The sequence below is a fragment of the Psychrobacter sp. ASPA161_6 genome, assembly GCF_051970285.1.
GTDB classification, from domain to species: Bacteria; Pseudomonadota; Gammaproteobacteria; order Pseudomonadales; family Moraxellaceae; genus Psychrobacter; species Psychrobacter glaciei.
Map to the genome: position 1 here is coordinate 425479 of NZ_JBEFNJ010000001.1, position 16651 is coordinate 442129.

General features: G+C 44.0%; 13 protein-coding genes. 7 read left to right on the top strand and 6 right to left on the bottom strand.

Features of this window, described 5'->3' with window-relative positions:
• Nucleotides 1-217: 217 nt before the first annotated feature.
• From ACTQ9T_RS01810 to ACTQ9T_RS01825, 4 genes are all read left to right on the top strand, one after another.
• Nucleotides 218-943: a UTRA domain-containing protein gene (locus ACTQ9T_RS01810; protein WP_189582410.1), complete on the top strand. Its 726-nt coding sequence runs from the start codon at nt 218-220 to the stop codon at nt 941-943.
• Between the two features lie 305 nt (nt 944-1248).
• Entirely contained in the window at nt 1249-2085 is an 837-nt protein-coding gene (locus ACTQ9T_RS01815; RefSeq protein WP_010201058.1) for an amino acid ABC transporter substrate-binding protein, read from the top strand.
• Complete coding sequence (locus ACTQ9T_RS01820; RefSeq protein WP_037033588.1) at nt 2085-2822, top strand: amino acid ABC transporter permease; 738 nt, start codon at nt 2085-2087, stop codon at nt 2820-2822. Before ACTQ9T_RS01815 ends, ACTQ9T_RS01820 begins: the two co-directional genes overlap by 1 nt.
• A gap of 85 nt (nt 2823-2907) precedes the next feature.
• Nucleotides 2908-3654: an amino acid ABC transporter ATP-binding protein gene (locus ACTQ9T_RS01825; protein WP_440464444.1), complete on the top strand. Its 747-nt coding sequence runs from the start codon at nt 2908-2910 to the stop codon at nt 3652-3654.
• 201 nt (nt 3655-3855) lie between these two features.
• On the opposite strand, the gene ACTQ9T_RS01830 is transcribed toward ACTQ9T_RS01825, so the two are convergent.
• From ACTQ9T_RS01830 to ACTQ9T_RS01850, 5 genes are all read right to left on the bottom strand, one after another.
• Entirely contained in the window at nt 3856-4803 is a 948-nt protein-coding gene (locus ACTQ9T_RS01830) for a DMT family transporter (protein WP_189579991.1), read from the bottom strand.
• 187 nt (nt 4804-4990) lie between these two features.
• Complete coding sequence (locus ACTQ9T_RS01835; RefSeq protein WP_440463898.1) at nt 4991-5725, bottom strand: lysozyme inhibitor LprI family protein; 735 nt, start codon at nt 5723-5725, stop codon at nt 4991-4993.
• A gap of 16 nt (nt 5726-5741) precedes the next feature.
• Complete coding sequence (locus tag ACTQ9T_RS01840; RefSeq protein ID WP_189579999.1) at nt 5742-6389, bottom strand: anthranilate synthase component II; 648 nt, start codon at nt 6387-6389, stop codon at nt 5742-5744.
• A gap of 78 nt (nt 6390-6467) precedes the next feature.
• The gene (locus tag ACTQ9T_RS01845; protein WP_440463899.1) at nt 6468-7880 is read right to left on the bottom strand and encodes an anthranilate synthase component I family protein; all 1413 of its coding nucleotides are present in this window, start codon (nt 7878-7880) and stop codon (nt 6468-6470) included.
• 87 nt (nt 7881-7967) lie between these two features.
• The gene (locus ACTQ9T_RS01850) at nt 7968-8243 is read right to left on the bottom strand and encodes a Trp family transcriptional regulator (protein ID WP_194619191.1); all 276 of its coding nucleotides are present in this window, start codon (nt 8241-8243) and stop codon (nt 7968-7970) included.
• A 486-nt stretch (nt 8244-8729) separates the two neighbouring features.
• Between ACTQ9T_RS01850 and ACTQ9T_RS01855 the strand changes: the two genes are divergently transcribed.
• The 3 genes from ACTQ9T_RS01855 (at nt 8730) to ACTQ9T_RS01865 (ending at nt 15486) form a co-directional block, all read left to right on the top strand.
• A complete protein-coding gene (locus ACTQ9T_RS01855) occupies nt 8730-10811 on the top strand; it encodes a TonB-dependent receptor domain-containing protein (protein ID WP_440463900.1) in 2082 nt (693 codons plus the stop codon).
• A gap of 860 nt (nt 10812-11671) precedes the next feature.
• Nucleotides 11672-13987 carry a FepA family TonB-dependent siderophore receptor gene (locus ACTQ9T_RS01860; RefSeq protein WP_440463901.1) on the top strand — a complete coding sequence of 772 codons (2316 nt, stop codon included), beginning with the start codon at nt 11672-11674 and terminating at the stop codon, nt 13985-13987.
• 158 nt (nt 13988-14145) lie between these two features.
• Nucleotides 14146-15486, top strand: a complete 1341-nt coding sequence (locus ACTQ9T_RS01865; RefSeq protein WP_440463902.1) for a PepSY-associated TM helix domain-containing protein — start codon at nt 14146-14148, stop codon at nt 15484-15486.
• Between the two features lie 361 nt (nt 15487-15847).
• Here the strand turns inward: ACTQ9T_RS01865 and ACTQ9T_RS01870 are convergent, their stop codons facing one another.
• A complete protein-coding gene (locus ACTQ9T_RS01870) occupies nt 15848-16606 on the bottom strand; it encodes an iron ABC transporter ATP-binding protein (RefSeq protein WP_440463903.1) in 759 nt (252 codons plus the stop codon).
• Between the last annotated feature and the right edge of the window lie 45 nt (nt 16607-16651).

Genomic DNA, 16651 nt, shown 5'->3' on the forward strand with positions numbered 1-16651 from the left:
AGCAGATTGTTTATGCTGCTGTAAAGTTGTATATACAAATTATCAAAGTTTATTTTTTCATGCAAGAAGTTTTTATAAATAACTCAATTATTTTTGTGCGCATTTTGGTAGATAGGTAGGTGTCATGTGGCTTTGCTGACGTTCATGAGAGTATCTCGTGATATTATGACGCTATTCTCATTGGTGAAACTGACGGTTAAAGGCGAACATGACAAAAATGATTCCGGCGTATCAACGTATAAAAAACGCCATATTAGACAACATTCATTCTGGTAAATGGCAAGCGGGTAACGCGATTTCGACAGAAATGGCACTGGCAGCCGAGTTTGGTGTGTCGCGAATGACGGTCAACCGCGCGCTAAAAGAGCTGAGCGAAGAGCGGGTATTAGAGCGTCGGCAGGGGTCGGGGACGTTTGTCGCGCAGCAGCAGTTCAATCATACGTTTGTAGAAGTGCGTAATATCGCGCAGGATTTAAAATCTGCCAATCGCGATTATCAGGCACAAGTAGTAAGTAAGCGCACGCTAACTGCCGCTATGTTGGACGATGAATTACGGCGTAAATTTGGTATTGATAAGGATGATGACCGTAATGAACACGAAGTAGCTGTTTTATACGAGGTAAAAATCATTCACTTTGCCGATGGTCAGCCCATACAGTTCGAAGAACGTTGGGTAGATGCGAATAAAGTACCAGCGTTTATCGAGCAGGATTTTAGTGTGGTCAATACCAGTGACTATCTCATTGCCAAAAGTCCACTAGAGCGTGGCAACTATACTATTCGGGCCTTAGCGGCACTTGATGAAGTAGCCAGTGCACTACAAATTGCCCCGCAGTCACCGACGCTCGTATTGCGTCGCCAGACCTACTCGGCAGGCCAAGTCGTTACTTTTGTGAAAATGTGGCATGCTGGTGATCGCTATCAGTTTTCAGGTGAATTATAGCCAGCACCTTACGTATACTCACTGATTGTGTACGTTTTTTCTGTCTAAAGTGAGATACTATATCCATAAGCTGGTATTTAATGAGCAGCAATTACTATTTATTGAATAGTAATAGGATTTGAACAAGCGTTAAAAATTCAAAAATAAACTAGAAATAGCATTGAAAAATCGCCTAAATAACCTCAAATTGGGCAGTCAAAGCCGAATATTGCAGGACAGTTTATACTGTTCTCTTGTGCCGGCTTTCCCTATTTATTAGCTTTATGCGTTTTCACTTTATTCATTTACTCTTATAAGGACGTCTTATGAAACGTCGTACTCTTTTAGCCCTTGCCGCCAGCACTATGTTCCTTGCCGCTTGTGGTCAATCTACTACCAACGAAGCCGATACCACGGCAACTGACAGCGCTGCAACAGGCGGTTCTGATTTGCTACAGCGTATCAATAATGGCGGCACCATCAACGTCGGTACAGAGGGTACTTATCCTCCGTTCACGTATCATGATGAGAGTGGCAAACTCACGGGTTATGATGTCGAAGTGACGCGCGCAGTGGCGGAAAAACTGGGCGTAGAAGTTGAATTCAAAGAAACCCAGTGGGATGCGATGCTGGCAGGTTTGGATTCAAAACGCTTTGATATGGTGGCCAACCAAGTCAGCTTGACGACGCCTGAGCGCTTAGCTAAGTACGATAAGGCTCAAGCTTATAGCTGGTCGGGTGCGGTTGTATTGGCACCAACGGACGATAATCGTTATAGCTCGTGGGAAGGTCTAAAAGGTCTACGTACGGCGCAATCACTCAGCAGTAACTATGGTGAACTTGCAGAGCGTTACGGTGCAGAGATTGTCCCTGTGGATGGTATGGCGCAAGCAATCCAGTTGGTCAAACAAGACCGTGCTGACTTTACGATGAATGATAACCTTGCAATATTAGATTATCTAAAAAAATTCCCAGACAGCGCGCTTGAGATTAAATTGGTTGCTCCTGCTAGCGAGCAGACTGGTTCAGGATTAGTCTTGATTAAAGGCGATGATGCTGTCGTAGCAAAATTAAATGAAGCAATGGCTGAGCTACAAGCTGATGGTACGTTGACCAAGCTTAGTCAAGATTTCTTCGGTGCTGATATAAGTCAACAAAAATAATGCTAGCTTCTATAACCTCATGGATAGCTGAATTGCTGGCACTGTTGCCATTCATGGATCCGGATCGGGCGCAGATTGTCATCAATTCATTTTGGCCAATGCTCAAAGGCGGTATCTATTATTCGATACCGCTAGCGTTGATCTCATTTGCGATTGGTATGGCGATTGCGTTGACAGTGGCGCTGATTCGTATTATTCCGCGTGCCAGCTGGTCCCATGAGATTGTCTACAGGCTTGCTCGTATTTATGTGTCTGCGATTCGCGGTACACCGATGCTGGTACAGTTGTTTATCATCTTTTACGGACTGCCTAGTGTTGGACTGAAACTTGATCCGTTTCCTTCCGCGATTATTGCCTTTTCACTGAATATTGGTGCTTACGCGTCGGAGACGGTGCGTGCCTCTATTTTGTCCATCCCAAAAGGACAGTGGGAAGCAGGATCGACCGTTGGCTTGACGTATCTACAGACTTTCCGTCATGTGATTTTGCCGCAAGCACTACGAGTGTCGGTGCCGCCGTTGTCTAATACCTTTATCAGTTTGGTAAAAGACACGTCGCTTGCATCATTGGTGCTCGTCACTGAGCTGTTTAAACAAGCGCAGATTATCACAGCTCGTAACTATGAGTTTATGCTGGTCTATACAGAGGCAGCGGTGATTTATTGGGGTATTTGTTTATTCTTGACCTTTATCCAAGGCAAGCTTGAAACTAGGCTTGATCGTTACGTGGCGAAATAGCGCCAGATAGCGATAGGTTAGTATGACATTGCTTACTGACCTATTGCAGGATAGCTTTAGCATCATCAGTACAACAGGAACCTTTATGATTCAAGTCACCAATATTCACAAAGCCTTTGGTAGCAATCAAGTGCTCAAAGGCATTGATTTGACCATCCAAAAAGGCAAAGTGGTCGTGATATTAGGACCATCTGGGTCAGGTAAAACGACTTTTTTACGTTGTCTTAATGCGCTGGAAATTCCAGATCAAGGCGTGATTGCCTTTGACGATGACAGTCTTACGGTCGATTTTGCCACTAAACCTAAGAAAAAAACCTTGCTCGCACTGCAACGTAAGTCAGGTATGGTTTTTCAGTCTTATAATTTGTTTCCACATAAGACCGCCATTGAGAATTTAATGCTTGGACCGACAGTGGTGCAAGGACAAAGCAAAGCGCAAGCCCGCGAGCAGGCAGTGGTCTTGCTTGAGAAAGTTGGTCTGTCAGATAAAGCCGATCTGTATCCGTTTCAGCTATCTGGTGGTCAGCAGCAGCGTATTGGTATTGCTCGTGCGCTGGCTATCGAACCGTCATTACTGTTATTCGATGAGCCAACGTCCGCGCTTGATCCAGAGCTGGTACAAGACGTCCTTGAAACGATGAAACAGCTTGCGTCTGAAGGTTGGACGATGGTCGTAGTCACGCATGAGATTAATTTTGCCCGTGATGTTGCTGATCATGTGGTTTTAATCGAAGATGGTGTTGTCGTCGAAGAAGGCAGTGCCAAGCAGTTGTTTGAGAACTCAAAGCATCCTCGTACGCAAGCATTTTTACAGCGTATTGATCAAAAGTAAGCTTGAGATGATTCAAGCTGTCTATTAGCTCTTCTTATTGTAAAGTGTTCGTCTTTAAGCGATGAAACCAAAAAGCCCCAATCATGATGTCATGGTTGGGGCTTTTTTATAGAAACGGATAGAAGGTATTTTAAATGAGCAAGCAAGAAAAATTGATATCAGCAGTGCGTGATGGTTCGATATTACTTTTCATTGACTATATTATATCTTTTGCCGTTGTTTTAACCAACGAGGTACGCGCGTAGCAGTACCGTTCAACACCGCATTTAATAAAGCCGCCAGCAAAATAAGCGCCACGCCCAAATACTGAATCCAAGACAAGGATTGATGTAGTAACAGCACCGCAAGGGCAATCGCAGTCAACGGTTCAAAAATCGTAAAGACTGATGCGCGAGTGGCGGGCAATTTTTCTAACGCTTTCATGTATAGCCCGAAAGGCACCACGGTACCCAATAATGACAACCCTAAAACATAACCCCAAGTCAGTAAAGGTAAAGTGAGCAGCTGCTCATAAGTATTATAGGTGTCGGGCAAGAATAGTAGTACACCGGCACTAATGATAATGGAGGTAAAGAATACCAAAGGGGCAGGGTGAGCATCGTGCATCGCGCGCTTGCCTAATACGCCATATAAGGAGTAGCACATTCCTGCTGACAAGCCGAGTAAAATACCCCAGTTGACTTGCGCTTGCTCGCCCAGCATCGTTAAGCCGACACCAAATACTGCCATTAATGCTAGCAAGACTGATTTGCGTGTAATGGACTCACTAAGCAAGAATTTCGAAAATAATAAGCTAAAAACGGGTGCGGTATATAGCAAGGCGACAGCAGGTCCAGCACCGACGTAAATCACCGCAAAAAAATAGCATAACGACATACCAAGCACACCTATCAAAGACTGGAGCGCCAGTCCGAGCCATTGCTTGGGTCGTAGTTTGATCAGATGTGGCCACAGTTTTGGTAGCATGGCTAGAATAATAAATGCTGCCGTGACGATGCGTAATATCGTCACTTGCCAGCCGCTAAAGCCAATTTGATTGAGATAGGTGGAAAATATACCTAACGTGCCCCAGCAGACAGCTGCCGTAATGATTTGGATAGTGCCTATCCATGATTGCCGCGCTGACATGACGCTATCGGTGTTTGCCATATTATTTTCTTCTTATTATCTAAGTGACACAAGGGTTTGTAAGATTGCCAGCGACTCAAGTCAAGCGCCTGAGCAATACTGAAAGTCGCGTAAATAAGAAAAGACAACCTGATGAAAGGCTGTCTTTTGTTTGTTTTTTAGTCTATCACTAAAAGAGAAGAAATGGCTACTAGGGCGTACCCTAAATTTAATCAATCCACAAAAACCACGCTTGTTCTCGGGTATCATTTTGCTGAATAAAGCACACTTTTTCAGCTTGGGTTCTTGGTTGATGTTTGACGTCGGCACCGCAGTCTTTTGAACGCTGTTTTATCCATTCTACTTGCTCTTGTTGTAAGCTGGATTCCATTTTCTTACCATATAAGCGTCTGACTTCATCTCGAATGCTGCGATAGCTATCATTCAGTTCTTGACCAGAGCTTTTATACCTATCATTAATAAGTCCGACTTGTGATGCTAACGGCAAATAAGTGGCATTTTCTTTGTAGGAGAAAGTACCGCTATCTGTCGTCCAGTTACTGGCTACGTATAGCTCATTATTTGATGGGTCTATAAATCCGTTGAAATCTTCCCCTTCAAAAGTATAACCCTGAAATCCACAAGGAGTCACGCCATCTTTACATAAGCTATGCTTGGTCTTAGCAGGATAAAGCTTAATGGCATATGGTGATTTATCCAGTCTTTCATTGAGCAGTTTCGTTTGCAATAACCGTCCTAAATCTGGAGCGACCAATAGCATGTCATCGCAAGTCACATGCCCTTCTGTAGAGCCTTCATAGAGGTTCAAACGTTGACCTTGGATGTCCATACCTAATATAAATGTTGCTTCTAAAGGTGCTACGGCTGAGCTAAAAGAAGCGGCTAATATTAGGCCAGAGAACAATGTGATACGTCTGAGTGGGCAAGATGCAATTAAGGACATGACAAACATAATGGGTTTATACCTGCATTAAAAAATTACTCAATAGACGCTTAGCACCTTCAGTCGCAAATGACTCAGGGTGAAACTGAACACCTTGAATTGGATAATCTTTGTGCGCCAGTCCCATAATCTCATCACCGGTCAATGCGGATTCATCAAAGCTCAAATCCGCACGGCTGTCATTGGCGACCACAGATGTGATCGTGAGGCAGCTTGGTATGGTATCGGCTTTCACAATTAGTGAATGATAGCGCATGATCTCAAGCTCTTGCGGCAGGCCTTGATAGATACCTAAACCATTATGGCGAATCGATGAGACTTTACCATGCATCGGTACGCTGGCACGCACCACATCACCACCGAACACATGAGCGATACCTTGCATACCCAAGCAGACGCCTAGTAGTGGAACGGTCTTACCCAGTGTCTCGATGACTTCTGCACAGATACCAAAGTACGCTGGATCATCGGGGGAGCCAGGGCCGGGTGAAATGATGATTCTATCCAGATTCATCGCTTGCACATCTGCTAAGGTAATCTCATTGTTGCGTTTAACGATGACACTGGCTTCTTTATCACTGTTCAAGGTTTGCAAAATCTCACCCACATATTGGTAGAGATTGAAGGTAAACGAGTCGTAGTTATCAATAATTAAAACATTCATGGGTCATAAACTCTTTTGTAAAAATATAGCTAGGTAAAATATGGTCAATGTACGAATTACGGTTGGTACAAATTACAGTTACATAAAGCTGTCTAATACGACTTTCATCGCAGACAGTTTACGCTGAATCTCTAAGTATTCATCGGCTGGGTTTGAGTCATAAACGTTGCCGCCACAAGTTTGGGCATAGGCAGACTCGCCATTGATGAATAGACTGCGAATAGGAATGGCAAAGATACAGTCGCCATTGAAATTGAACGAGCCTAATGCGCCGCCATAAGCACCGCGTCCGTCTGGCTCTAGCTCATTAATCACTTTGATGGCTTCTACTTTAGGCGCGCCTGATAGGGTACCAGCAGGGAAGTTGCTGGCAAGGGCACTAAACATGTCTTCATCAGGGTGCAAGATACCAACGATTTCAGAAGAAATATGCTGCACGTGAGAGAAGCGTTTGATATCCATCAAGCTACGGACTTTTACCGTACCAAATCGTGCCACACGGCCAATATCGTTACGATGTAAGTCGACTAGCATATTGTGCTCGGCAATTTCTTTATCATCATTGAGCAATGCGCGGGCAAGTTTACGGTCTTCGATCACATCGACGCCGCGCTTGGCAGTTCCTGCGAGTGGATAGGTTTCCATTTCACCTTGACGTAAGCGGAATAGCAGCTCGGGGGATGCACCAATGATGCACTGCTGGGCAAATTTCATAAAATACATGTGCGGTGACGGATTGACAGCACGCAGCTTTTCATAAATTGGCATCTTATCACCGGCAATACGATACTTAGACTTAAAGCCTACTTCACACTGAAAAATACGCCCAGCGATGATGTCCTCTTTGACCTGCATGACAACATTGGCATGCTCCTCTTGGCTCATGCCATCACCTAAGAACTCGACTTTCGGCGCTTCATAGCTAGGCGTTGGTTCATCGAGTAGGGCTTTTATTTGCTCAATACGGTTTTCTTGCTGAGCGGTCGGGTAATAAAAATAGAAGATTTCCCCCGTCATTTTATCTAGCGTCAATCCATCTAAATACACGCCAAACTTAAATGGCTCAAAATCTTCGCTGGCTTTTGCATTAAGGCTAGGCTCAAAAAAATTCACGCAGTCATAACCCAAGTAGCCGACCAGACCGCCGCTTTGATCGCGGGCGATGACATGCTGCGGCGTGATGGTACGGAGCAGTTGATAAGGGTTATCAGTTTGATAGTGGCTGGTTTCAGCGGTTTTATTATCGGTAATGGCAAGCGTGTTGCGGTCTAATGCTGCTATGGTCGTCACAGGATCAAAACCTATCGCATGATGGCGTGAGATATGGCTGTCTTCGCCCAATGATTCGAGCAGATAGCAGGTATCAAACGCGCTCTCGATGCGTTTGAATAACGCGAAGAAATCAATATCTTGCGTGAGCTTAATACGCTTTGGTTTGCTCGGAATATCAATAGGAGCAGGCTTGGTCTGTATGCGAGTAATAGAGGTCATAACAAAGTCCGAAATTCATCAAATGTGTGTCGATTAATAAGTAAGAGAGTAGCAATTAAAAAGGTGGATAGTGCTGAAATAAATGGCTTAAGAGCGGCTTCTATGAGTGGTCAGTAACGCGCTCACGTCATGGCTTTGTTTAGCCTTGGCACCGCGAGAGACAGTTGCGATACCAACGCCTAGCTGCTCAGAGATATCACGTTGCGTGATGCCGCGATCAAGCAAATCAAAAATCCGAATACGGTTGGCGATGTCGTGCTGCTCTTTATCTGTCAGCAGTGCACTGAGCAGCTTGTCGATATCTGAGCTATCAGTACAGTTCGTCAAATGTTTCACTAAGCTCTGATAAGGATCGGTAGTCATAATAGGTAATCTTAGCCAAAGAAAATAGATAAGTCGCTCATCGAGTAATTTTTCGCTGAGAACTATCTTGTTTCAGTATTCTAGTACAGTAGTACAAAAAAAACAAGTGCTAGACCATATCGTTATTATTGATCAAGACACGCCCTAGTTGATCTTTCATCAATGCTAAATCAGCCGTGATTGTAGCCTTGCATACTCTTGTATTTGTAATTATCAGAGCATCTCATTTTATATTCGTGCTTGATCAGCATTATTCATGCGAATTTTTATATTAATTATTGCCAAATTGTTAATACTTCGTTATTATGCCTCTCATTATTTAAACGCTAATCATTATCATTAACATTAATAATGTTATTCGCACGATGAGTCAAGTGTTTTAAAGTATTAAATCTTCTGATAGGCACTATTTCAAAGGTTATCTAACGACCTTTGAAAATAATTCTAAAAATTCTAATTTCTGATAGTCAATAAAGTGAGTGTGTTATGCGCGAAGTAAAGTTATCTAGTCAATTGACGGTATTGTCAATGGGTGTCGCAGCCGTATTGTGGACGCAAGCTGCCAGTGCAGCCACAGCAGAAGATATGCCAAATACGACGTTACAGACTATCACTGTAACAGCGAATAGCTCAGTACGTAACGCTGTACAAGAAGACTCTGTCTATATAGATGACTATACCCCAGCGGCACAAGCAAGCCACTTGAACGACTTTTTAGATGTGGTGCCAGGAGTGAGTGTCGGCGGCACATCATCGGTCAACCAACGTATTCGTGTACGTGGATTAGATGATACCAATCTGAAAGTAACGATTGATGGCGCACGTCAAGAAGGCGCGCTGTTCTATCACATGGGTGATATCACTATCGATCCTGACTTGCTAAAACAAGCAGAAGTTGCTGTTGGTAATAACTCGGTGACACTAGGTAATGATGCTCTTGGTGGCGCGGTTGCGTTTGAAACCGTTGATGCGGCAGACTTGCTCAAACCTAATCAAAAAATCGGTGCTAAAGTCAATTTGGGTTATGGTAGTAATAATGATGAACTATTGACTTCAGCCACCGTGTATGGCGCCCCAACAGAGAATATTGATCTGCTTGCTTACTATGGTAAGCGTGATACTAGCTCTGGTGAAGATGGTAGCGGTCGTGAGCTTTTTGAGGATAGTGAAAGCGAAAGCATCTTATTAAAGGCGGGTGCTAATATTACTGATGACCACCGCATTGGCGCTAGCTTTAGCCGTACTGAAAAAGACGGTATCTTTCCATTTCGCCCAGACTTTCCTAGTCTGTCTGATGAGCCAATACCGCAGAAAATAAGCCGAGATACCTATACACTTGATCATACTTATAATCCTGTAAACCAGCTGATAGATGTTGATACCAACATCTACCACACAGAGACGCAAATATTGCGTGATTCTGACAATGTGGGCAACTTTGACTTTGATGCTCAAGTAAAAACCACAGGCGGGAAAATTCAGAATACCAGTGTTATTGATAGCAATATCATTGAGGGTATCAAAGGCACTCATAAGCTGATCGCAGGTGTTGAGCACTATAAGAAAGAGTCAGAAATGGTTCGTGACGGTACTGCGGCAGGTAGTGATGAGGCAACCAATACTTCTGTATATTTAGAAGACCAATGGCAAATGGGTAAACTGTCCTTAACGCCAGGTGTGCGCTATGATCGCTACGAATCTCCAGAGTTTGTCTCTGGTGGCAAAACGTATGACAACGTCGTCGGTGCACTGGCTGCCAGTTATGAGATAGCCCCACGCACCCAAGTATTTGCGAGCTATACGCAGTTATTTAACGGTCCAGACTTAAGCCAAACTGTTTTTAATGATGGCGGAGCAGGGACTTATGCTAATAACGATCTAAAAGCGGAAGAAGGTTCTAACGCTGAGGTTGGTATTGCGACGACATTGCGTGGTTTAACGATCGCTGATGATGCTCTGCAATTGAGTGGTAAGTACTTCGTCACTGACATTGAAAACTATCAGCAGTTCATCAGAACAGGTGATCGCGCGGGTCGATATGGTCTCAACTGCGACACTGGTGCGCGCGGTTCATCGGGCAACTTACAAGATTGCCAAGGTACAATAAACAGCGACGAAGACTATGAAATCAAAGGGGTCGAACTGGCAGCCAATTATACGACTCGCAACTTTGGTATGGGTCTAAGCTATTCACGAGCACGTAGTGAAGGTGATGAAACAGGTGACAGTATTCCTTCGGTAAGTGGCGGCACGGCTGACTCGGGCGATCGCTACATGGTAAACTTAAATTATGCACCAACTGATATCGTTGATCTAGGTTGGCGCAGTACTTATGTGGCATCGGTTACAGATAATAATCAAGATACCAAGCCCAACTACGATGTTCACGATATCTTTATGACCTATACGCCAACTCAGATCGAAGGTGTTCAAGCGACGCTAGGTGTGTATAACATTTTTGATGAAACGTATGCTAGCCACTCATCTCGACTAAATGCGACCAGTGATGCTTCTACTGATTTTGACATGGGACGTAATATCAAAACGTCTTTAACCTACCAGTTCTAATTTTACGATGATAAGTCTTATAGCAAAAAGCCAGCTGTCTGAATAGAGAGCTGGCTTTTTATTGTAGATAGAGGTTTAAAAGTAGTATAGAGCACGATTCAACTTCATAAATGCTTTAGACAAGACTGGAATAGGATTAGAGCCCAACGGTATATTTTTCGCTATTGGAAGCTCGATAGAAGCAAAGATGAATATAAAGTGACTAAACGTCAAGATGCAGAATCTGACTCGTAGCGTTTATAACTGGGCAAGCTATCACTGAGGGTTTGTATGTAATGAGAAAGCTTGTATGCACTGAGAAATTTTCGATGTACTGAGGTTATACAGACGGCATCGTGAGGTATCTCTATTGTCACGTTGAGCACGGGTTTTGCATTCATTACAGACGATCAAGCGACGTGTTCAAACATTAATGATAATTATTCTCATTAATGTTTGAATTATTATTTCTATTCCGTTAAAGTGTGTTTCGTTCATTGCAGAATAGTTAAGGGTTCTTTGCCCTATCTATTTTAGAGAACTTCTTGTGATCCATATTTTAAATAGCTGGCCTATGTCAGTTGTAGCGTCACCAAACTTTTAACCCTATTCATTACCTATCTTTACGAATTTGCCTTATACCGATATTTGAGCCCTTTGTCTATGATTTTTGTCTATGCTTTAATCACATTTTAACGATACGCGTACTTCATAACATACTTGTATCGTTCCGCAGTCGTGCGTCTATATATACGAGCTTAGTTCTATATGTTGAGAATGTGGATACATGATAAGCATTGCATGCAAAGTGGCTAAAAATATTCGCTGTCAGTGCAGTTGCAAGGTACTAATGAGCCTAAGTGCTTCAAGGAACGTTATTTATGTTAAACCAATCAGGTCGCTCTGATCATTCATACCTCACTTCTCCAAAGAACGCTCAACGCTTAGTGACGGGCAAAGTTCTGCTCAGTATCGCTGTGGCCTCTATGCTTAGTAGCACGGCTGTTGCTGCTGAAGGCGATGAGAAACAAGCAGCGACTGAGCAGGAAGCAGTGCCTACGACTACACTAGACACGATTGTGGTACGAGCGGCCAGAGAGGAATTAGAACAAGCGGCGGGGCTGTCTGTTATTAATAAAGAGGCCATCGAAAAAGCCTCACTTTCTAATGATATCTCAGAGATTGTACGCAAAATGCCAGGTGTGAATTTGTCAGGGTCATCGACTTCAGGCCAACGTGGTAACCAACGTCAAATTGACTTACGTGGCATGGGTCCGAACAACACGCTTATCTTAATCGACGGTCGTCCTGTCACTTCTCGTAATTCCTCACGTCCTAGCCGTGGTAGCGAGCAAGACACGCGTGGTGACTCGCAGTGGGTGCCGCCAAGTGCGATTGAGAGCATCGAAGTATTGCGTGGTCCAGCAGCCGCTCGTTATGGATCTGGTAGTATGGGCGGTGTGGTAAATATCATCACCAAGCGTCCGACTGAAACAGAGTTTTCTGTTACTGGTCATTACGAGGCACCAGAAAACAATCTAGAAGGTAGCAGCTGGCGTACCAACGTCAATATGTCTGGTCCATTGACTGATAAGCTGTCCTCGCGTACCACTCTTGGTTACCACGATAGTGAAGGCGATGATCCTTATATCAATGCCAAAGATGCACAGATTGTTGATGGGCGCAGTGGTCCGGCTGCCTCGGTAGCGGCAGGTACTGAAGGTGTCGAAAATATCGATGTACGCCAATTGTTCGAATACGCGATGGATGCGATGAATACGGTCGGTGTTGAGGTCAGTTATAGCCGTCAAGATAATCGCTGGGCAGGTGATTCATTGTTCCAAACCGTGAACCAAAATTTGTTAGATGAGTTAGAAGGTGAAACAACGAGCAAAATGCAGCGTTATGGTGCAGCGATTACACATCGCGGTGAGTATGATGACGCTAGTAGTAACAGCTTTGTAGAATACACTCGGACAGTTAATGAGCGTCTGGGTGAAGGCAGTGCTGGTGGCGGTGAAGGACAAATTCAGATACCTGATGACGGAGAGGAGTTTGAGTGGACAGAAGCCACTTACGACACGCTAAATGCTAAATCAGAGTGGGATATCTATTTTGATCGTCATACCTTGACTGCTGGTGCTGAGTTCCGCGGTGAAAAGCTGGATAACCCTGTGGTATCTGACTTGGCATTTGCAGATGGTTTTGATTTTGGTGATGTAGAGACCGACCCTGAAAAGCGTGATCCAACATCAGACGCTTACCTCATAGGTGCTTATTTAGAAGACAACTACGAGATCACACCTAACTGGTATGTCACACCGGGCTTGCGTTTTGACTATCATAGTGAGGCGGGTAGTAACTGGTCACCTAGTATCAACAGCACTTGGCACTTTAGTCCTGATTGGTCAGTGAAAGGTGGTGTCAGCCGTGCCTTTAAAGCACCATCGCTGTATCAACTTGATCCAAATTATATTTACTATACTGGTGGTAATGGCTGCCCGTCTTGGGTACCTACTGACGAAAGAGGTTGTCATGTTCTGGGTAATCCTGACCTAGAAAATGAGACCTCGTGGAACAAAGAGATAACCTTTACTTATGATGATGGCACTGGGCTAAATGCTGGCTTGACTTACTATCATAACGCTTATGACAACCGTATCGGTGCTGGAGTTGACCGTGTGGCATTAGATACAGCGACAGGTCGCTCGATCTTCGTATGGGAGAACCAAGGCGAAGCGATTATCGAAGGTCTAGAAGGGTTTGTAAAAGTGCCTGTTACCGACACGGTGTCATGGTCTTCTAACGTAACAGGTATTCTTCGCTCAGAGCGCAAAGACAATGGCGAGCCGCTATCACTTATTCCTAAGTTCACTGTGAACACGGGTGTCGATTGGGACATTACGCCTCGCTGGAATGCTGACTTTGATGTGAGCTACTATGGCACGATTGAAGCTCCCAAGCGTTCAGTGACCACAGATGATGCACTCGATACACTGTCGCTCGACCGTGATCCGTATGCCATTGCCAATGTAAGTACTCGCTATGATCTGACAAAAGCGATTACCGTTGGTGCAGGTGTCAAAAACTTGTTTGATAAGGGTGTTTATCGAGAAGGTACCGCTACGAATGCGGGTGCACGTACGTTTAACGAACCTGGTCGTACTTATGTATTTGACGTTAGTGTTGATTTTTAACAGGTAGATACAGGGTTTGTTCGATTAAAAAAGGTCTGAGCTATTGGTTCAGACCTTTTGTGTTGTCAGTAACTTTCTTTAAATGAGCTTATTTAAGCAAGCCTCTTTAAGTAGATTCTTTAATCAATAACTATCACAATATAACAGCAGATTTATTTATGTCATTCAATCTTCGCCTCAGCTGCCTTTGGATTCACCGTTATACGGGGCTTGCCATGGCAGCATTTTTAATTATCGCCAGTATCACTGGTGCACTATTAGCTTTTCATGACGAGCTGGACGATGTGTTCAATCATAAACTAGCTCAGGTCGACGTCCAAGAGACACCGCAACTGCCTATCGCCACGCTTCATGATAGAGTCATCAGTGCCTATCCAGAACATACCTTTTCTAGCATGCCGACGTCGATAGCGATGGACAGGTCGGCAGTATTTTCGGTAGATAGAGTCCGAGGTAAGACCGCCGAAAATCAACCGAAAGCACCGTTTCAAGAAGTGTATGTGAACCCCTATGACGGTAATATCATCGGTACTCGTGATAGAGATGAGTGGGTATGGCGTAATACCATGTGGAAAGTATTTTGGTTACACCGTGATCTATTGCTTGGCGACATTGGTAAATGGGTCTTGGGCATTGTCTCACTGGTCTGGACTATCAATTGCTTTATTGGTTTTTATTTAACCTTTCCACGAGCGGTTAAATCAAATAAAACCAAGCAAGCTTCTAACAAAAAGCGCGCCTCGCTTTTTAAACGTTGGCTACCTGCTTGGAAAATTCGCCGCAAAACCAATACCTTTAAATTCAACTATGACTTACATCATGCTTTTGGTTTATGGCTTTGGATTATGCTGTTTGTCATTGCTTGGTCAAGTGTCGGATTTAATTTAAAATCCGTCTATCAGCCAGTGATGCAAGCTGTTGTCGGATTGACCCCAAGAGAAGGGCGACCAACTACCAAACCTGAGCCGAATAAAACAGCAGAACAAAACAGTCGTGCAGATGGGAGTGCACATTCAAATACGGGGGTCAATAATCGCTTAAACGATGTGGATGTAATCACTCATGTGGTGAATAAGACCAATAGCATTGCCTATTTAAGCGCACAAGCCGATAGTGTAGCGCAACAGAACGGCGTGTCTGTGCAGCAGCTGCTAGGTATTCGCTGGGTCGAAGAAGACAAGCAGTGGCAGATGCGCTTTCAAACGGATAAAGATATCGGTACACACGGTGGAGCGTCATCTATTACTGTTGATGCGGCAACAGGTAACGTCGAGCGCGTCAATTTTGGCTATCAAAACTCATCATTTGGCAGCAAAGCTGATCAATGGCTATCGACCTTGCATATGGGGCAGATCGGTCAAGGTTGGGGACATCGGCTATATCAAATATTTTTAGCAATGATTGGACTGGCTGTAGCAGTATTATCAGGGACTGGTGTTTATCTGTGGTGGAAAGGTCGTCAAAGTCGATTAAAGGCGCTGCAAAAAGGCATGCCCTAGTTATCATTTTAATTGCAAAAATATGGTGTATGCTATCGAGACAGTAAAAATGAAGTAAGCAAACGTCTCACCTAGCATGACATTTCTATGCCAGCTATTATTTTCGTCATAGTTTTTTGTATAATCTACTGAAGAAATATCTTGAGTAGAATCCATAGGAATAACGACTAATCTTAGAGCATACAAAGTGAAACCTAACCAGGTTAGGGTATTTGCTATGTCTTTATCTACAGCGGAAGACAGGCACAGACAAAAGCTCACGATTAAAAATAATATCGATAGATTTTTGTAGTTTATCCATCGATGATTCAATAGGATTTTATGCATCGACAATTCCTTTTTCGTTTGCAAAGTTCTGTACTTAAACCGCATCAACAATCACGGGACGACCTTGATGGTTTAGCACGGTCACATCGACATTGTACAATTCTTTCATGGTCTCTTGCGTAATGACATCGACTGGCTGACCAACAGCCATCACTTGTCCTTCTTTCATCGTGACCACCGTATCAGCGAATTGTGCGGCTTGATTGATATCATGTAAGACAATCACTACGGTCTTCTGCTGACTGTGGCTCAGCTCTCGTAGTTCACGCATCAGGCGACCAGCGTGATACATGTCTAAATTATTCAGCGGCTCATCAAGCAACAAGTATGGCGTATCTTGGCAAACAATCATAGCAATCAGTACGCGCTGGCGTTGACCACCGGACAATGTCGATAAGAAACGGTCGGCCAACAGCTCAAGCTCAAAGCGCTCGATAATCTCTTGTACCTTCTGCTGATCATCAGCCGTCGGCTGCCCTTGATGATAAGGGTAGCGCCCAAACATCAGCAGCTCATGCACACGCAGTCGCCCTTGCACTTGGTTATCTTGTCCAAGCATGGCCACTGTCTTGGACAAGGTTCGCGCATGACAGCTAACAATATCATGCGCACCGAAACTGACTTGTCCCGACTGTAGCGGTTGCAGGCGTGACATAACTGAAAACAAGGTGGATTTACCCGCCCCATTGGGGCCAATCAGAGCAATAATCTGTGCGCTTGGCAAGGACAGCGTAATGTCATGCAAGATTTGTTGCTTGCCGATATGGTGCGAGATATTATTGAGTTGAATCATAATGAGTCTTATCTTAAAATTTTTTATGTGTATCTAAATTAATAG